The organism is Nostoc sp. (genome assembly GCF_036917455.1).
GTDB lineage: Bacteria > Cyanobacteriota > Cyanobacteriia > Cyanobacteriales > Nostocaceae > Nostoc.
This window is the reverse complement of the sequence record NZ_JBALDK010000130.1, coordinates 62417-81661: the sequence shown is the minus strand read 5'-3', so window position 1 is coordinate 81661 and position 19245 is coordinate 62417. Positions and strand designations below refer to the sequence as shown.

Here is a 19245-nt window from a genome sequence, read left to right as displayed (position 1 = left end):
TTAAAAACCCCATATTTTTAGATTATTTCCATTAAGTACTTACTTTATATCCAGCAAACTTTGTATGGATATAAAGATGAGTCTACTTGTAGGAACTTGGCTTCGTCGTCTGTAAAATTAGTTACGCAATTGCACTGATATAGATAATTAGTAAGATTTTTTAAATAACTACAGAGGCACAGAGAACGCGGAGATAAGAGAAATAATTTTCAATAATTCTAAATTTATGTGAATTCTATTCTCTGTGTACTCTGCGTCTCTGCGGTTGATTAAAAATTGTAGTTACCCATGAATATGAATAAAGAGTGAATAACCACTGGCAGCAAAAATAAAAAGGATGGAGGCAGGAAAAATTACTACATCCCTGACAATAAATAAAATCCAATCTTTTCTTAGTTCCTGTTTAAACTTGAGTTCCCGTAATTTTCGCTCAAGTTCTATGTCTTCTTCTGAATGCAAATTTTCAGTTGACATAATGAGTGGATTATCGCTTTTACTGGCAATTATTTTTGATAAATCTTTTATATCTGTCATGCTGTTTAAATACCAAGAATTTCAGTTTTAAGATTGTAGTTATGATCATTCTGCTCTGTACGATTTTTCATACGGAATATGGCATTTAATGTAGAGCTTCATTTATCCGCATCAATTCCGTTTCACACCTTACCAAAAGCACATCAGCAATTGAGCAAACACTTTACCCACATTGAAGCTGGCTATATGATGCTCTAGACTCGACCTTAAGACACCTTTATCAGATCATGAAGAATGATTAAGAAAAACGAGTAGAGACAAACATGATAGAAATATTAGCTGAAAACTTGATGGGAATTGAGGCAGGATTACAAACTAATTGGGTTTGGCTAAATGCCAGCTTGCAGTTTGTTAGCTGGGGACTTTTTTCACTTTTGCTTGCTGAGGTCTTGAGAGACAGTTACCATGCCTTGTGTCACCAAGTCAACTGGCTTGCTAAATGGCATAACAAGCATCACATGGCCTATCGCCGCGATTTATCGATAGTTTCCCCGAAAATTTACCAAGAATCCCAACTCTATCACGATATTTTGGAGTCGAGTCTACTGCTGGTGGTATTGGTGGTAATTGCCTTGATTGTTCAACAGATGGGGTTCTGGCTGGGAGTAGCTTATGGTTGCACCTTTTTGTATGGCGCGTCTGTGCGATATTTCCAGGGAAAAATTGATACAGATTTCAACCACCTACCCGGCCCTTTAGAAACAATTCCCTCGATTTGGTGGGTGAATCGGTCTTACCATTGGCGGCATCATTTTGATGATGTCAACGCTTATTACAGTGGTGTGTTTCCTCTGGTGGATAAAATTCTTGGAACAGGACTGTCTCTCAAGGGGAAAACCATCGCTTTAACCGGAGCATCAGGAGCGTTAGGGCAAGCGCTGGCGGCTGAACTTGTCAAGAATAATGCTAAAGTTGTCGCATTAACCACTAATCCAGAAAAATTAGTAGAGCAAGTTGGGGTGAAGGTAGTTCCCTGGCAGTTGGGTAATGAAGCCGAACTGAGGAATAGTTTAGAAAAAGTAGATATTTTAATTATCAACCACGGAATCAATGTCTACGCCAGCCGTACACCAGAGGCTATCAACTCCTCTTATGAGGTGAACACTTTTTCAGCATTACGGCTGATGGATATATTTTTGACAACTGTAACAGGGCCACAAGCAAAAGCAACCAAGGAAGTCTGGGTAAACACTTCGGAGGCTGAGGTGTCTCCAGCGCTGAGTCCGCTTTATGAACTCAGCAAAAGAGCGCTAGGAGATATTGTTACCCTCAAGCGTTTGGACGGGGATTGTGTAATTCGCAAGTTAATTCTTGGCCCATTTAAGAGTCAACTTAATCCCTATGGTGTGATGTCTGCACAGCAAGTTGCTCGTGCAATCGTGTTTTTCGCTCGGCGAGACTTCCGAAATATTATTGTGGCAATAAATCCTCTTACCTATCTGCTGTTTCCCTTAAAGGAAACTACTGCGTCGCTATACTATCGAGTCTTCAGCCGGACAGCGAAAAGCGAACAGGATTTAGGTAAACAATAGCCGAAACCCTTATTTTCAGGTAGGGGCAGTTTATGAATTGCCCCTGAGTGGGTGTAGTTTGCGTAGGCGTAGCCCGCCGCAGGCGATCGCTTATGAGTTTTTCTGCACCTAAGTCTATATATAAATCTCTTGTACCTCATTTGAGAATAAATGGATCTTTGGTGATTTGCCAACTATATCTTTTTCTAGGGCATTTCTAACGGCATTATGGTAAATGTCTCTAGCTGGCATAGGGGTAAATTTATATTACAATAGATAAATTTTTAATTGAAATAGACAGAACGAAAATGTTTTAATTCTACTCTCTACTGAGAATTTATATCTCCCATACAAAAAAAAGGGATAAGCTTTTTGCCTATCCCCAAAAAATCAATTAATCAATGTATCAAGTTCCACTTGTCCAAGAGTTGATGTACTCAATTTGATCTGCTGTTAAGCTATCAATTGTGATACCAATAGCCTGTAACTTCAACCGAGCAATTTCTTGATCGACTTCAACTGGAATTGAGTGCAAACCAGGTTGCAACTTACCTTTATTTTTCACGAGGAATTCACAAGCCAAAGCTTGGTTCGCAAAACTCATATCCATTACCGCGCTGGGGTGTCCTTCAGCCGCAGCTAGGTTAATCAAGCGTCCTTGTCCGAGAACGACAACTGATTTACCATTTTTCAATTTATATTCTTCAGTGAAAGGACGAACTTCTTTGACTTCTTTAGCTTGTGCAGCTAAGTATTTCAAATCAAGTTCTAAGTCAAAGTGACCGGAGTTACAAACGATCGCACCGTCTTTCATGACATCGAAGTGTTCGCCACGAACGACGTGCTTGTTACCAGTCACAGTGATAAAGATATCACCTTCAGGTGCAGCTTTAGCCATTGGCAGAACGCGGAAGCCATCCATTACGGCTTCGATTGCCTTGATGGGGTCGATTTCGGTGACGATGACGTTAGCACCCATCCCACGGGCGCGGAGGGCTGTACCTTTACCACACCAGCCATAACCGACGACAACAACGTTCTTCCCAGCCAACAAAATATTTGTGGCGCGGATAATGCCATCTAGGGTTGATTGCCCAGTACCATAGCGATTATCAAAGAAGTGTTTGGTATCAGCGTCGTTGACGTTGACTGCGGGGAAGGTGAGAACGCCTTCTCTAAACATGGCGCGTAACCGCACAATACCGGTTGTGGTTTCTTCAGTGCTACCAATCAAATCAGCGATTTGGTGTTGGCGTTCTTGTACTAAAGTTGCAACCACATCGCTACCGTCATCAACAATAATGTTGGGGCGATGATCTAAAGCTATTTGAACGTGGCGGTTATAAGTTGCGTTATCTTCGCCTTTTTGAGCAAAGACGGGAATTTCATGATCGGCGACGAGGCTAGCTGCTACGTCATCTTGGGTTGATAAAGGGTTGCTAGCAATTAAAAGCGCGTCTGCACCACCGGCTTTCAATGCGATCGCCAAGTGTGCTGTTTCTGTTGTAATGTGGGCGCAAGCTACAAGGCGTAAACCAGCGAATGGCTTTTCGATCGCAAAGCGATCGCGGATTTGCTTCAAAACTGGCATTTCGCGTCCAGCCCATTCAATGCGCTGTCTACCCAAGGCAGCTAGGCCGAGGTCTTTAACCTCGTGCTTTAATCGGGGAGAAGTTGCGGTCATCAAAAGTTACCTCAAAAAATTAAAAAAGGTACGTAAAATTTACGCACTCTACTAGGTTATTCTACTACTGGCGATTTTTGCTTGGATGAAAGCAAATCACTAGTTAATAGCCCTCAAAACTAGCTTGACGTTTGATCGGTGGAATGTCAACTTTCTCTCCAGGTTCTTCCTTTTTGTTTTATCTTTGGTAAGAGCAAGACTCTTATCAGCCTTACACGCTGATTGTAAATACCTTGTCACCTGTCTAAAGATAGATGACAACAAAAAAAACATCAAAATTTCATCGTCTAAAGGGAAAACCTCAACTTTAGATAGGTACATCTACCCAAAGTTATTGCGGAGGATAGTTATAGAAGTAGTCACCAGTAGATTTGATTTAAGGAGGTGTTTAAGTGCGTGTTCAATTTTTGGCGATCGCCAGTTCAGTAGCCATAGGCGTTGTATCTGTGCCAAAAGCCACAGCCCAGATTCCTTTTTTACCGCAATTGCAAGCTCCCAGCAGTGTGAGCAATGATTCAGATAACAGAGTTGTTTCGGGCTGGATTTATTTAGATGGTCGTCGGTTATTTCAAATAGCGGCATCAAAAACCAACTTTCCTGAACGTTCAGAAGATATTCAAAAGAAGTTGGAGAAAATTGGTCAAAATTACTTTCAGTCACCAGCAAAAACAGCAATCAAGGTAGAAGTTCGGAAAGTCAACGAATTACCAGTAATTTATGTCAATGACCAATATCTGATGACCGTTACTTCGGAGGATGCTGGACTGCGACAAGTAGATATATCGACATCGGCAAATCAAGTCGCTGAATCGTTACAAGAAGACTTGCAACAAGCAAAGCTAGAAAGACAAACTCAATCTTTAATCGACCAAGGTAAAATTGCTACGGGTACTGGAGTAGTAATGGTGATTATGAGTTTGGGTCTATATGGCTGGCAGCGACGTTCCCAAAAGGATTCAGATTCAGTCAATCCTATCGCCTCCCAACCCCCCAAAGAGCTGCTAAACTCCCCAATTTCACCAGCAGCAAATCAACCAATTACAACACAACTGAATCAACAGCAAAAGAAGCATCTTCAAGAAGTCAAAAGACGATTATTTCAGCTAAGTCAAGCAGCGATTTGGGGAGGTGGAAGCTTTTTTATTTTGGGTCTATTTCCCTATACACGAGGGTTTCAGGTAGGAATTCTTAATGCTTTCCAATTCCCTTTGCGATTAGGTGTCGTATGCTTGGGAATCTATGTAGCAATCCGTTTGACATACGCCCTAATTGACCGCTTCGCCTCCACTCTGATCAGCAGTAGTGCTTTCCTGACCCCAGAAAGTTCTGCACGGCTGCAACTGCGAGTTTCCACATTTTCTGGTGTGACTAAAAGTATCACTACTGCTATCTGGGTAGGAGTAGGTTTCTTGCTAGCGTTGGTATCCTTGGGGATAGATATTGTTCCCTTGCTAGCGGGTGCTAGTTTAGTTGGTGTTGCATTATCTTTAGCCTCGCAAAACTTAATTAAAGATGCGATTAACGGTTTTCTGATTATTTTAGAAGACCAATACGCTTTAGGCGATGTGATTAATGTGGGAAATGTGGGAGGCTTAGTAGAAAATCTAAATCTGCGGATGACTCAAGTGCGGGATTCAGAAGGGCGCTTGATCACAATTCCCAATGGTGAAATTAAAGTTGTTGCCAATCTTTCTAGTCGTTGGTCACGAGCCGATTTAACAATTCCCATCGCCTACCAAGCTGATACAGAAGAGGCTTTGAAGCTGATTGCAACTATTGGCGATAAGATGAATCAAGAAATGCAATGGCAGTCTCAAATTTTGGAACCGCCGCAAGTTTTGGGAATAGATCAATTTGGCGATCGCGGTTTGATTATTCGTGTCTGGATTAAAACACAACCTCTTAAGCAATGGGATGTAGCACGGGAGTTTCGCCGCCGCCTGAAAGTTGCCCTAGACCAAGCCGGAATTTCCATTTCTGTACCTCAACAAGCGATTTGGGTAAATGACGAGCAGTCGTTAAATTTTCAGGGTAACGGCAAATCTCATTAGAAATAGGACTTACGCATTTAAAACCTGAATGAAACCTCGATCCTCCCTTTTTTAAGGGGGGATTATGCTCCAAACTAGGGAAAAAAGGAGAATAACCCATACCCAGGATCTAAAATTTTGTGCGATCGCCAACACTAAACCTTAATAAATTCTTATATTAATAACAAGCTACTCTGTCCATAACCAGTATTAAACTGTTCCTGGATTTATGTTTGTCAATACCTTCATCAAACGTCCAGTCCTAACTACGGTCTGTACGTTCATTATCTTGCTGCTGGGAAGCATCTGTATTCCGATCCTTCCCATTTCTCAGCTACCAGACCTCGCTCCGGTGCAAATCACCGTTAGCTCTAACAATACTGGTGCGGATGCTCAAACAACAGAAAATACTGTCACCAACATTATTGAGCGACAGATTAATGGTGTTAAAGATGTATCTTATATATCTTCTAATACGGGTAATGATGGTTCTAGCAATATAACTGTCTCCTTCCCAACTAATGTCAATAGCGATATTGCTCAAGTAAACGTTCAAAATAAACAAGCACTTGCTGAACCTCAACTGCCAGATACTGTTCAACGAACAGGTGTCACCGTTGAAACGGCATCGAGCAGTCTCCTTCTGGTCTATGGGTTTTACTCAGATAATAATGAGTATGACAACATTTTTATCAGTAACTATGTCGATCTGTATATTTTTGATCAGATCAAACGCCTTCCTGGTGTAGGAAGTGCCAGGGTTTTTGGGGAGCGCAAATATGCCATGCGTCTTTGGCTCGATCCCAACAAGCTTGCCCAACATCAACTAACTCCTCAAGATGTGACAACTGCCCTGCAAGAACAAAATATTCAGGTGGGTGCAGGGGCCATTGGTAAGGAACCAGCACCAGATAATCAAAGCTTTGAATTTGCTTTACGGGCAACGAGTCGATTTAAAGATGCGGCTGAATTTGAGGATATGGTGCTGAAGGTGAGTCAAGGTGGGACTAATAGCACCACTAAGAACACCACTAATAACACTACTAATAGCATCACTAATAGCACTCTAGTTAAGCTTAGAGATATCGGTAGAGTTGAACTAGGTGCAGAGAGCTATCTGGCTGATGCCAAATTCACCATCCCCGGAAATGCTCCCAAAGCAGCCGTGGGTTTGGGGATATATCAACTTCCGGGTAGTAATGCCCTCAACGTTGCTCATGCTGTTGAAGAGCAGATCAAAATATTAGAGAAGAGTTTTCCCCCTGGACTCAAAGCACAGCTGGCATTTGATACCACTCCGTTTGTAGAAATTTCTTTAGAAGAAGTTTTACATACTCTGGTTGAGGCAATTGTCCTAGTGGTCTTGGTAATTTTCGTCTTTTTGCAAGACTGGCGTACCACGATCATTCCTACTGTTGCGATCCCCGTTTCCCTGATTGGGACGTGTGCGGCTCTGTTGGTTTTAGGATTTCAAATTAATACACTGACCTTATTTGGTTTCGTTCTTGCGATCGGTATTGTTGTTGATGATGCCATTATTGTAGTGGAGGCAGTTGCAGTCAAACTAGAGCAGGGTATGAGACCCTTTGAGGCAGCTGTCGAAGCCATGAAAGAGTTGACTGGGGCAATTATTGCCACTTCACTTGTACTCATGGCGGTATTTATTCCAGTTGCATTTATTCCAGGCACTACTGGGATTGTTTACAAACAATTTGCGTTAACCGTTGCTTGCTCCATTGCCATTTCGACCTTCAATGCTTTAACATTCTCCCCAAGTATGGCAGCCATCCTCATGCGCCCGGCTCAGACTCCACGGGGCCCTTTGGGGTGGTTTTTTACGCAGTTTAATCGGGGATTTAGCTGGTTCACACGCCGATATGTCAGGTTTGTTAGCTACCTCACCCATATTAAACCGATTGTAATTGGGGTTTTTATTACTGGTTTAGTCGCAACGGTTTTGATGTACAAAGCAGTACCTACCGGATTTATTCCAGAGGAAGATCAAGGTTACTTCTTTGTCGTTGTCCAGGGCCCTGATGGGGTTTCTTTGAAATATACCGAATCTGTAATGAACAAGGTTGTCAAAGAAGTAACATCGGCTCCCGAAGTTAGAGCTAGTTTTATGATCAGTGGCTTTGGTTTCGATGGCAATGCTTCTAATTTAGGCATTGCTTTTGCGAACCTGAAACCCTGGAAAGAGAGAACTAAAGAATCTGAGTCCGTCTATGGAATACTTCAGAGGTTGAACCAAAAGCTCTCTGCAATTACAGAAGCCAGAGCGATCGCTGTGAATGCTCCTCCGGTTAGAGGGTTAAGTAGTACGGGTGGTTTTGAGTTTATCATTCAAGACAAAACTGGAAGTGCGCCAATTCAAACCCTGGTTGATACTGCTCAAAAATTCATTGCGGCGGCAAATAAAAAGCCTGTTTTACAAAGAGTCTTCACTCAGTTCACCGCCGATACTCCTCAGTTTGACATCCAAGTGAACCGTAACCAAGCGAAAGCTCTAAATGTCGAACTCAACGACATCTTTGGGACATTGCAAAGTTACTTAGGATCGCAATATGTGAATGACTTTGTGCAGGGACAGCGACAGTATCGGGTATATGTGCAAGCGGATGGAATTTTCCGTTCTAATCCAGATGATATTGGCAAGCTGTATGTTCGCTCTGCAAGTGGGGCAATGATTCCATTGAGTAATTTGGTGACAGTTACTCCCTTTGTAGGGCCGAAAACCATCTCCCATTACAACTTGTATCGGTCAATCAAAGTCCAGGGCGCTCCTGCTCCCGGTTCTAGTTCGGGAGAAGCGATTAAAGCGATGGAGGAAGTAGCAGCAGAGGTCTTACCTCAAGGTTTTGGTTACGAGTGGACAGGGACTTATCTCCAGGAAAAGACATCAGGGGGATCTACGGGCTTGATTTTTGCCTTAGCGATCGTTATTGTCTTTCTGGTGCTATCGGCTCAGTATGAAAGCTACGTTGACCCGATCATTATTTTGCTGACAGTTCCCCTAGCAGTTTTGGGAGCGATGACCGCGATTTGGCTACGTTCCAATATTTTCATGGCAGATAGCCTCTTCCCGAAAGTTGTAGATGACATCTATTGCCAAGTAGGTTTAGTAACTTTGATTGGTTTAGCCGCAAAGAACGCGATTTTAGTCGTGGAATTTGCCAATCAGTTGCACGAGCAAGGCATGAGCTACACGCGGGCGGCTGTAAAAGCAGGGGAAGAACGTCTGCGACCTATCTTAATGACTTCCTTTGCCGCCTTGTTAGGGTTTTTGCCCTTGGTGATCTCTCAGGGGGCTGGAGCCAGCAGCCGTTGGTCTTTAGGAACAGCGCTTTTTGGGGGGCTGATGCTTGCGACATTCTTGAGTTTGTTCCTAGTGCCAATTTTGTACATCTTAGTCAAGACGTTGGCTCAGGCTATATTTTCTCGGAAGCGATCGCGTGGTTCAAAGCCTCCAGATTCTCCAGATGGAACTTCGGCATCTGAACATAGGGTTTTACCTTCTGGTTCAAGTCTGCCAGAGACACAACTCAGGTCTCAGCAAGATGGGATAACCTAAATTTTATCATTCACCCTTTCCCCGAAACCCGCTAGAAAATGGCTTTGACAAAGAGTACTGGCCTGAATCTAAGCGGATTACATTATGGGTGAAGCCTTAATAAGACTTACGCAAACAATAGCCAAAAAGAAAAATTTTTTCTTAGAGCAATTCATAAATTGCCCCTAGTGCGTTAACTTTTGCGTAAGTCCTACTTAAGTAGTGAGAGCGTGATGTTCATAACATCCTCCAACTTTGATACCATTTTCTGTAATTTCCTGCTTACTAAAAAAGTTAGTCGAATAGAAATTAAGTACTTAGATAAGGAAAAGTGAAATGGGACTTAGCGAAGGACTTTCAAACCCGACCAAAAAGGCTATGGTCATAGATGAATGTTGCAACATGATAGAAGTACAACTGGCATCCAAGTCAGGTATGAGTGGTATTGCTTTGAAAACTGCCTTCGCCGCCCTGAAGGGAGTCAAGCCAGGGTATATCCCCTACGTAGTTGAGCAGATCCTGCCGCAGTGCTTCACGGCACTCGATCCCATTTGGAGTGAAGGCGTAGAGAAAGGCGATCCGATTGGACACCTGAGTAAAAATCGCTCTCATACAGCAGATGCCCTACTGAGTGTCACTGATGCTAGGGTCAAGAACGCCAAACGCCAAATTGTGCGAGGAACCTACGAAAAATTTCGCGGTTCAGCTAAAAAACACGTGGAAGAAGCAGTGCCAGATTTAGCCAAAGTAATCGATAATTACACTAAGATTTAAGGCAGAAGGTAGGAGTAATTTGAAGAAGAAAACAGATACGCCAGAATGGGCTAAATCTTAGCTATCCGCTAACAGGAGCGGAGCCGGAGACGCTCCGCCTCCGGTCAGAATCAAGACGCTCCACGATGAGCTAACGCTGCGCTATTAGTCAGGGATTCAGACCTGCAACAATTCCGCTTATTCATCCGCCAGTCGTACAGAATTCAGAATGAATTCTGACTCCTGAATTCTGTTTCGATAATCTTATAAGATTTGACACTTCTGTAAGCTCAGTGACCGCCCCTCTTAAAGTAAGAAGGAAGCTGACGCAACATTGGGAGTCTTAAACCCTTGTTCTCTAGCGATTGATAAACGTATGCTGCCATTCGGTGCGCCGATGGCTGGCATACGGGGCAAATATTGTACTTGTAGTACCAAGGTGTTTGGTGAGGATCTCGATTTTAAAGATGCTATATCTGCTAAACGTCCTGATATTTTCTGAGTTAGCTTGAAACAGCAAATAATCAGAAACTATCTGAATTATTGTTTTAATAAGCTTGCAATTTATGAAAAAAATTACTGTTTATCGATACCGCACTTATGGATTAATTGGGTTAATATCCTTAACCGTTGTATTAAATACAACTACATCTGCCCTAACACAGTTAGCAAGTGATTCTCCAATACAGCATACTCCTATCCCTGCTTCTAATCTGATCTGGCCAACCCAAGGGTTTATTTCTCAAGGCTTTCGCAAATATCAACATGAAGGAATTGATATTGCAGGGGCATCTGGAACTCCGATTCTTGCTGCTGCATCGGGTAGGGTTGTAAAAGCAGGTTGGGATAATTGGGGATTAGGCAATGCCATAACTATTAAACATCTTGATGGCAGTATTACTATCTATGGTCACAATCGCCGTTTGTTGGTGAGCAAGGGTCAACAGGTTATTCAAGGTCAAATTATTGCTGAGATGGGATCTACGGGCAATAGTACAGCACCTCATCTCCATTTTGAGGTTCATCCAAATGGTCAAATAGCAGTTGATCCCCTTCGTCTGTTGACATCCTTAACTGCAAGTGTTTTTCCTGCTTCTAAAGTTCAACAAGTTGATAACCCTAACCACCCAGTCTCGACACCCCTAGTAGCAAAGCAAGCTTCACCTTCACAGCTAATTCCAATAGCTTTTGCACCTATTAATAATATTCAGTGTAATGGAGTTATCATCATTGAGGGTGAGACTGCAAATATTCGTGTAAAAGTATGTGAAGAAAATGGTCAGTTCTTTTATATTGGGCAGTTGAAGCAAGACCCAAGCAAGCCGATAAAAATTGCAGCTTTAAATATTGGTCAAGGCAAATATCGAGCAGATAATGGTAGTTTTTATTATCTAGTCAGTCCTGAAAAAGTGGAAGTTTGGCGAAATGGCACTCAGATGCGTTCTGATAGATTTTATACTTTAACTAAATCGCCATAAAGTTAGCATCTAAGATTCGTTAATAGGGATTTTAGTTGATTGCGATGTTGCGGTGATAGATTTCAGAATTACATACCGGTTTCAATCCCTAATAGGGATTTTTAGTTGATTGCGATTTATCGTTTTCCTTCACTAAATCAATCACCCTGCTGTTTCAATCCCTAATAGGGATTTTAGTTGATTGCGATCTCATGCCACACAACAACGGCATCACACATTACTAAGTTTCAATCCCTAATAGGGATTTTAGTTGATTGCGATGGATACATTCCTGCCAATGTTTCTCAAAATGCCTGTTTCAATCCCTAATAGGGATTTTAGTTGATTGCGATTATTAATTGAAATTTCTAACCATACTCAGTTAGAGTTTCAATCCCTAATAGGGATTTTAGTTGATTGCGATCTTTCAATCCAACGATTGAAGTAAACCAAGTCATGATGTTTCAATCCCTAATAGGGATTTTAGTTGATTGCGATCTTAAATGCTAATATCTCAAACTGAGGTGAGGATGTTTCAATCCCTAATAGGGATTTTAGTTGATTGCGATGTTATGTCTTTTTCATCGTCGGGACTGGTTGCAGTTCCCGTTTCAATCCCTAATAGGGATTTTAGTTGATTGCGATGAATTGACCATCAATGAAGTACAGGAAATAGCGCGTTTCAATCCCTAATAGGGATTTTAGTTGATTGCGATTGATCGATCCAAAATGAAACGCCATGCATCTCAATGTTTCAATCCCTAATAGGGATTTTAGTTGATTGCGATCGCTGGCATCTGGAAGCCTTCTGTTATTTGGTTTTCAAGGTTCAATAGCGCGAATAGGAAAATCATAACATGAAGAGTGGCAATTGTGCCAGACAAAAATAGCTGAAAGTCAGTCTATATAAGGTGCGCGGATGGCTTAAGATTCTACAGCCGTCAAGTTCTTGTATACACGACAATTCAGACATTTTTATAGTAACCTTTTCACCAACAACTACCCATTCGCGCACTTGGCAAAAAAACTAGTCTGATTGCAAAGCGGTTTACGATCTATGAGCTTACTACAGATGGGAGCATCCCAATTTGGCAAAAATATACGGAACTGACGCAAAAACACTTTTAAATCCTCTTTCCCTTGTGTCCTTTGAGGTTCGTTTTTTATCCTCCAAGGTAAGTCAAAATTCCGTATGTAAATTAAACTTGCACATTTGGGATGCTCCCACTATAGACTTTCTTTTATTTCTAGCCAAAACAATTGCCACCTCTCAAACTTCTGCATTCTAGTTTGTAATCCTCAATTTGTTATAAAACTTAAAATTTTTCCTTAGCAGCTAACATTTGTAAAATCTTTTCTACATGATCCAACTCTCCAACAATTCGCCGAATTGGGTGAGGCCAAACCTTGACAAGGGTAGGCGTTGCAGAAACCTGATTGAGTTCTGCTTGTTCTGGATGACTTAAAACATCAATCACTTTCAAAGTATAAGGATGTCCCAGCGATCGCTCCAACAATTCGTGTAAATTTTGCAGAATGCGTTCGGTTGTACTGCTATGTCCTGCTACAAACAAACGGAGAACATAGCCTTGTGTAATTACTTCCTTTTTTTGTACTATTACTGGCTGGTGGTATTTTGGTACAGGTTCAGAAAGGTCAAGACGAACAATTAAATCGCGATCTTCCCAAAGCTGCGGGAATGAGGAACGATAAGTTGTTAGCACCATGCGATCGCACAATCCCTCTTGCCAAGGAGCTGCTTGCCATACTAACTCCCCTGTGCCAAAAACGGCATTAAGCAAAGCTTGATGTCTAACTACAGCCGGATAAGCTTCAGCAAAAGTTCGCACTTGTTGAGTGCGCGGATCTAACCAGTGGTCAATAGTCGCAGTATAACAAGGCACTAAAAAGTGCGGTGGCTCTGGTAAATCTAGGATTTCTTGCAAAGCTGAACATAAATGCAAGTGCCATCGACCCTGCTTGCTAGGATCGATGCAGTAAATTAAATCTCCTCCAGGTGTAAATAGGGCAATGCCTTTAAACAACTGGGGTGTAGATAGTTTGTTTGTTGTCAAGTTATTCACAAAGGTTAGCTAAAAGTAAAAATTCTCTCTTTTACCTTTTACCTTAGCTATAACTGCAACCAGGATCGGAAAGATATTTGAAATTGGAGACTAGGGCCTGGGGACTGGGGACTAGGCAATATTTAGTAGCCAGGAATTATTCTCCTCTAATCCCCAATCCTTAATCCCCAGTATCCCACTTAAACTCGACCTCGGAGAAACTGGGCCATTTCATTAGGAGTTGGCGACATTTCTAAAGCAGTTTCTTCAGTTATACGACCGTCTTGATAGAGATTAAGCAATGACTGATTCATCGTAATCATCCCGTCAAAGCTAGCTTGTTTCATCAACTCGCCAATTTCATCATACTTACCGTCTTTAATCCATTCTTTAATTGCTTCAGTATTAATCAGTACATCGTGGAAAGCAGCCCGCTTCCCGTCAGTTGTACGACACAAACCTTGAGCAATTACTGCCACTAAAGACTCAGAAATTGCTACCCGCATTGCATCCTGTTCATCACCAGAGTAGAGGTTGAGAATCCGCTCAATGGTTTTGACAGCGCTATTAGTGTGCAGGGTTCCCATAACTAAGTGACCAGTCTGGGCGGCTTTTAGGGCGGTGTTGACTGTTTCCTTATCCCGCATTTCCCCCACCAAAATCAAATCTGGGTCTTCCCGCAAAGCTGCTTTCAAAGCGTTGTCAAATTTCCGGGTATGCATTCCCACTTCCCTCTGTTTGACTAAAGACTTGCGGCTTTGATGGATAAATTCGATCGGATCTTCAATGGTGATGATATGCTTGGCCATCTCCTTATTGATATAGTCAACCATCGCTGCCATTGTGGTGGACTTACCAGAACCAGTGGGCCCAGTCACTAAAATCAAACCTTTGTGATGATGGCAAATATCCCGAAAAATCGGCGGTAATCTCAACTGTTCCATAGTTAAGATTTTTAAAGGAATCAACCGCAATACCATTGCAGGTCCTTTAAGGGTACCAAAAACATTAATCCGCACGCGAGCAAAGTCATATTGAGTTGCTCCGTCAAATTCTAAATGTTCTTCAAAGCGCTGAATTTCCGCCTCACTCATTACCTCCCGCAACCAACTCATAAAAGCTTCTTTATCTGCTTCTGGATAATCCCATGATTGAATTTCTCCTCGGCTACGGAAGCGGGGTACTTCACCTACACCCAAGTGCAAGTCAGAATATCCTTGATCGTAAGCTTCCCTGATCAACTTCTCTAAAGTGGGCCCCGCACTGCTGTTTTTAGAGGTAACTGAACTAGGTATTGGCGGAGGAGCAACCGGACGATGACCTGCAACAGGAGCGTTAGTACTCCTCTCCATTGACATATCCAATGTTTGTGTCATCTGCCTCTGTGTATTAAAGGTTGGCGGAGGTGGCGGCATTGGGGGCAGGTTACGTTCGGTAACAGAGTTAGAATTTGATAGAGACTGTGATTCTGTCATATATCTTCACATTTGGCGGTTAAAAAGTTGAATTAGTGAGAAGTCAAGTCACTTACTTTGATGACTTTTGGAAAATGCTTGCGTGTAAGCTCTCATGGTGATGGGAGGCGATTGAAATTCTAGAACCACGGTCAATCCATTTCATCCACCTCAATTTGTATCTTTTTGTTCAGAAATTTTGCTAATCAGAAAATTTAGAGAAATTATTTAACCTATCTAAACTGGTTTAACACACCCAATGGCTCAAAAGACCTCAGGAATAACACAGAGGTTGTTTTGTGTTTTATATAACAGTTATTTAAACATAAATATTTTCAGCCCTTAGATGAGAAATTTATCCTAGACATGGACGCGAATTACCAGCAATTAACAACACAAATACTGATTGTTCATTTATTCAGCCCATTTAAAAATTATGAGAATGGCTATTAATTTTTATAAGAAATGTTAAGCTGACTAGGAGTAACATCTGGGGATCAAGGTTAAAAGCTCATACCTTTGAGGTTATACACCTGAAGATAGATGCAGAAAACAAGTTCTTTTAATAGATGTAAGCTTGACTTTACATCCACAATTAGAAAAAACTAACTGTAAAGTTTAGTAAACAAATGCTCATTTTTATGATTAGTTTTTATATACTGGATTTCACTGAGAAACAAAATCAGTTGACTCGCAAAAAGCAAAATCTAACTGAAATTAAAAATTGTTGTGTATCGTTGGGAGGAAAAGTCAATGGTTTCTGCTCAAAGCTCTAATCTAGGAAAGACCTACTCCTTGTTGATGATTAAAAGCTTTTTAATATGGACTTTTACATTAGCAGTATGCTTGTTAGTTGTGGGTTTTCCACTAGTTGTCTTGATGGCTACGGTCGGATGTCTGTTGTCAATCGTTTTGCAATCTGTGATGCCTGTTAGTGCTGTTTTGCTTGTAGCAGGCGCTTTAATCATGTTTAATGTCATGGCAGTTGTATTGGCTGCGGGTGTGCTAACTCTTAAAGGAGTTCATCCTAATGAAGTCAAATGGTTAAGCTGGCTGCATGGAGAGGCAGACCAAATGCAGGCTACTGTTTACGCTGCTTGCCCTTTAACTTGTGAGATTAAAATTTAGTCATTACAGGTAAATACGACAAACAGTGCGTCTGCCCGGTTAAGCCGGGTTTTTTCATGCTTTTTAGTTATGCGATCGCATTTTAATTCGATAAACAGTGCATATACCCGATTAAGCCGGGTTTTTTCATGCTTTTTATATAATTTATGCTTTTATATTTATGATTTGTGTGATGATTGACTGCCAACTCTTGACTATTTACCATAGACCATTGACTATAACCATTGGCAAATGACAGATGACTAATGACTAATGACTAATCAAAAACGGGTTTGCATTATCTTGGGTACTCGTCCCGAAGCGATTAAACTCGCTCCAGTGATTCAGGTTTTCCAGAAGTCTTCAGCTTTTGAGTCGCAAGTAATTTTAACTGGACAGCATCGGGAGATGGTTGAGCAAGTTATGCAACTGTTCAACATCAAGGCAGATAATAATTTAGAAATTATGCAGGTTCAGCAATCTCTAAATGATATTACCTGCCGTAGTTTACAAGGGTTAGAAGCGTTATTTAAAGATAAAAAGCCAGATTTAGTGGTGGTGCAGGGAGATACTACAACGGCTTTTGCGGCAGCTTTGGCAGCGTTTTATCAAAAAATTCCTATTGGTCATGTGGAAGCAGGTTTAAGAACTGATGATATCTTCAATCCTTATCCAGAAGAAGCTAATCGGCGGTTGATTTCTCAAATTACTCAGTTGCACTTTGCGCCGACTCCTTGGGCTGTGGAAAATTTGCACCGTTCTGGTGTTTTGGGTGAAATTCACATGACGGGTAACACGGTAATTGATGCGCTATTGAATGTCGCTGCAACCCAAGCTGTTTGTAATGTACCAGGCTTAGACTGGGATTCATATCGCGTTCTGCTAGCAACAGTTCATCGGCGGGAGAATTGGGGAGAACCCCTCTTAGCGATCGCTCAGGGCTTTTTACAAATCTTAGACAAGTTTCCTGATACAGCAATGCTCTTACCATTACACCGCAATCCGACGGTGCGAGTCCCATTACAAGAGCTTTTAGGGAATCATCCGCGAATTTTCTTAACGGAACCTCTAGATTATGGCGAATTGGTGGGAGCAATTGGGCGATCGCATCTTTTGCTCACTGACTCTGGTGGCTTGCAAGAAGAAGCCCCCAGCTTGGGAAAACCAGTACTAGTTTTGAGAGACACCACCGAAAGACCAGAGGCTGTTACAGCCGGTACAGCCAAACTTGTAGGAACTATGAGTGAGAACATTTTTGCTGCTGCTGCTGAATTACTGAGCAATTCAGATGCTTATGAAGCAATGGCAAATGCAATTAATCCCTTTGGAGATGGTCATGCAGCAGAGCGCATTTTACAGATTGTACAAAATTACTTGGGTCTTTTATCAGAAACATCAACTTAGAAACTTAGATTAAACTTCCCGCCAAATTTCTGTTTTTTAGGGTGCTTGAAGAAGAATTCAGGAGTCATAATCGGCTAAACCTGAGCTATCCGCTAACAGGAGTCAGAATATTTGTTACTCTCCCAGAAACCACTTTGCATCTACAAGACATGACACGCTGATTAAATCCCCATAAATAAATTTAGGGGGATTATGTTTTTACCTATTAAAAACAGCATAGAAAAAGTAATTAGCTACAAAACCACAAAATAAGGCGGATTTTTGTGTATGCTTTGTGACTAAGTGCCTTAGCGATACTTTTCTGGGAGTAAATATGGAACGCGCCATCTCTGCGTTGGGAATTTTAGTTTTTATCGGTATATCCTACGCTTTCTCGGTTAATCGTCAGGCGGTACGTTGGCGGATAGTGGGGTGGGGTTTGGGATTAGAATTTGCTTTGGCACTAGTGATTCTTAAAACTCCTTGGGGTTTGAATGTATTTAAATTTCTGGGAGATTTTGTCGGCAAATTTTTAGCATTTTCTGATGTTGGTGCCAAATTTGTCTTTGGAGAAAATTTTAAGGATCATTTCTTTGCCTTCCAAGTGCTACCGACAATTATCTTTTTCTCTGCCTTCATCAGCGTCTTGTATTACTACGGCATTTTACAGCGAGTGGTAAATGTGATGGCGTGGGTAATGATGAAAACAATGAAAACATCGGGTTCTGAATCTTTATCCTGTGCAGGTAACATCTTTTTAGGGCCAACAGAGTCGGCGCTGATGGTTAAACCATACATAGCGAAGATGACGCAATCAGAACTTCATGCTGTGATGACGGGTGGTTTTGCCACAATTGCGGCTGGGGTACTAGGGGCATACCTTTCCTTTGGGATACCAGCAGAACACTTAATTGCAGCTTTTTTTATGACTGCTCCCACATCGTTAGTGGTATCAAAATTACTCTATCCAGAAACAGAAGTATCAGAAACGGTTGGAAAAGCAAAAGCAAATGTCGAAACCAATTATGTAAATGTAATTGATGCTGCTACTACCGGAGCAATTGACGGCGTGAAGCTAGCAGTTAATGTTGGGGTGATGATTATCGCCTTTTTGGGATTATTGGCTGCTTTAAATGCACTGCTGGGATGGTTGGGGGCATTTGTAGGTTTACAACAACTGTCATTACAGTGGATTTTATCTTTTGTTATGGCTCCAGTGGCGTGGCTGATGGGCGTACCTTGGGCTGATTGTCGGCAAGTGGGGGCGTTATTGGGTACAAAGACAATTCTCAATGAGTTTATTGCTTTTCTGGATTTGAAGGCATTAATTGAAAGTGGTAAAATTTCTCAGCGTGCAGTAATTATTGCGACTTACGCCTTATGTAATTTTGCAAATATAGGTTCAATTGGCATTACAATTGGTGGCATTACTGGGATAGCACCTAATCGCCAGCATGATTTAGCTCGGATGGGTGTAAGAGCGATGATTGGCGGATTGTTAGCGGGTTTTATCACCGCTTGTATTGCTGGGATATTGATTTGAAAAAGATCAAAATCTATAAAAATAAAAGTTGATGATTTTTATTTGAGGAGAGTAATAAAAAGGGATAAACTACCCACCGATCAAGAAATAAACCAGCGATCGCAGTAGCAACAGAAGTCTTCAGTCATAATACCCACTAGCTAGGAATATTTAGGCTAAAATTGACAGAAATTGCC

The 19245-nt window shown here is 41.7% G+C and carries 12 protein-coding genes and 1 CRISPR repeat array; of the genes, 8 read left to right on the top strand and 4 right to left on the bottom strand.

Features of this window, described 5'->3' with window-relative positions; translation table 11 throughout:
* Nucleotides 1–282: 282 nt before the first annotated feature.
* Entirely contained in the window at nucleotides 283–534 is a 252-nt protein-coding gene (locus tag V7K42_RS13805; protein WP_334917011.1) for a hypothetical protein, read from the bottom strand.
* Between the two features lie 263 nt (nucleotides 535–797).
* Here V7K42_RS13805 and V7K42_RS13800 point away from each other — a divergent pair, with 263 nt between their 5' ends.
* Nucleotides 798–2066, top strand: a complete 1269-nt coding sequence (locus tag V7K42_RS13800; RefSeq protein WP_334917009.1) for a bifunctional sterol desaturase/short chain dehydrogenase — start codon at nucleotides 798–800, stop codon at nucleotides 2064–2066.
* Nucleotides 2067–2451: 385 nt separating this feature from the next.
* Here the strand turns inward: V7K42_RS13800 and ahcY are convergent, their stop codons facing one another.
* On the bottom strand, nucleotides 2452–3729 hold the full coding sequence (gene ahcY, locus V7K42_RS13795) for an adenosylhomocysteinase (RefSeq protein ID WP_334917008.1): 1278 nt from the start codon (nucleotides 3727–3729) through the stop codon (nucleotides 2452–2454).
* 392 nt (nucleotides 3730–4121) lie between these two features.
* On the opposite strand from ahcY, the gene V7K42_RS13790 reads away from it, so the two are divergent.
* The 4 genes from V7K42_RS13790 (at nucleotide 4122) to V7K42_RS13775 (ending at nucleotide 11540) form a co-directional block, all read left to right on the top strand.
* Entirely contained in the window at nucleotides 4122–5780 is a 1659-nt protein-coding gene (locus V7K42_RS13790; protein WP_334917006.1) for a mechanosensitive ion channel family protein, read from the top strand.
* Between the two features lie 208 nt (nucleotides 5781–5988).
* Nucleotides 5989–9330 carry an efflux RND transporter permease subunit gene (locus V7K42_RS13785; RefSeq protein WP_334917004.1) on the top strand — a complete coding sequence of 1114 codons (3342 nt, stop codon included), beginning with the start codon at nucleotides 5989–5991 and terminating at the stop codon, nucleotides 9328–9330.
* A gap of 315 nt (nucleotides 9331–9645) precedes the next feature.
* Entirely contained in the window at nucleotides 9646–10083 is a 438-nt protein-coding gene (locus V7K42_RS13780) for a DUF6918 family protein (protein WP_334917002.1), read from the top strand.
* A gap of 545 nt (nucleotides 10084–10628) precedes the next feature.
* Complete coding sequence (locus V7K42_RS13775) at nucleotides 10629–11540, top strand: M23 family metallopeptidase (RefSeq protein WP_334917000.1); 912 nt, start codon at nucleotides 10629–10631, stop codon at nucleotides 11538–11540.
* A 151-nt stretch (nucleotides 11541–11691) separates the two neighbouring features.
* Nucleotides 11692–12307: a CRISPR direct-repeat array (repeat unit 37 nt; unit sequence GTTTCAATCCCTAATAGGGATTTTAGTTGATTGCGAT).
* 528 nt (nucleotides 12308–12835) lie between these two features.
* Here the strand turns inward: V7K42_RS13775 and V7K42_RS13770 are convergent.
* Nucleotides 12836–13603, bottom strand: coding sequence for a circadian clock KaiB family protein (locus tag V7K42_RS13770; protein ID WP_334916998.1), 768 nt, complete (start codon nucleotides 13601–13603; stop codon nucleotides 12836–12838).
* Nucleotides 13604–13782: 179 nt separating this feature from the next.
* On the bottom strand, nucleotides 13783–15057 hold the full coding sequence (locus tag V7K42_RS13765) for a type IV pilus twitching motility protein PilT (protein WP_334916996.1): 1275 nt from the start codon (nucleotides 15055–15057) through the stop codon (nucleotides 13783–13785).
* 732 nt (nucleotides 15058–15789) lie between these two features.
* Between V7K42_RS13765 and V7K42_RS13760 the strand changes: the two genes are divergently transcribed.
* The 3 genes from V7K42_RS13760 (at nucleotide 15790) to V7K42_RS13750 (ending at nucleotide 19069) form a co-directional block, all read left to right on the top strand.
* Nucleotides 15790–16164: a hypothetical protein gene (locus V7K42_RS13760; protein ID WP_094342961.1), complete on the top strand. Its 375-nt coding sequence runs from the start codon at nucleotides 15790–15792 to the stop codon at nucleotides 16162–16164.
* A 252-nt stretch (nucleotides 16165–16416) separates the two neighbouring features.
* A complete protein-coding gene (wecB, locus tag V7K42_RS13755; protein ID WP_334916994.1) occupies nucleotides 16417–17547 on the top strand; it encodes a non-hydrolyzing UDP-N-acetylglucosamine 2-epimerase in 1131 nt (376 codons plus the stop codon).
* 313 nt (nucleotides 17548–17860) lie between these two features.
* Nucleotides 17861–19069, top strand: a complete 1209-nt coding sequence (locus V7K42_RS13750; protein ID WP_334831541.1) for a NupC/NupG family nucleoside CNT transporter — start codon at nucleotides 17861–17863, stop codon at nucleotides 19067–19069.
* Nucleotides 19070–19245: the final 176 nt, after the last annotated feature.